This is a genomic window from Achromobacter sp. 18P8.1.1, from assembly GCF_057799415.1.
In genome coordinates, this window is sequence record NZ_JBYOKH010000106.1 from 1 (window position 1) to 271 (window position 271).

General features: G+C 64.9%; 1 protein-coding gene. It reads left to right on the top strand.

The window, feature by feature from the left end; all coding sequences use genetic code 11:
- Nucleotides 1-271, top strand: a 271-nt coding sequence (locus AC27VE_RS30755) for a VCBS domain-containing protein (RefSeq protein WP_488705861.1), incomplete at both ends; no start/stop codon positions are given.

Below are 271 nucleotides of genomic sequence, written 5' to 3' on the forward strand. Positions count from 1 at the left end.
CGACAACGACGTCAAGGGCGCCGACGCCATCACCGGCGTCACCTGGAACATCACCGACGCCCAACGCGCCGAGATCTCCCAGTACGGCACCCTCACACTCAACGCCAACGGCACCTGGCAGTTCACGCTCGACAACAGCAAGCCTGCGGTCCAGGCGCTCGGCGCCACCGACAAGCTGAATTTCACGCTGAACTACACCGTGGCCGATGCCGACGGTGACACCTCCAGCGCCAACCTCAGCTTCAGCATCCAGGGCCAGGCCGATACGCCG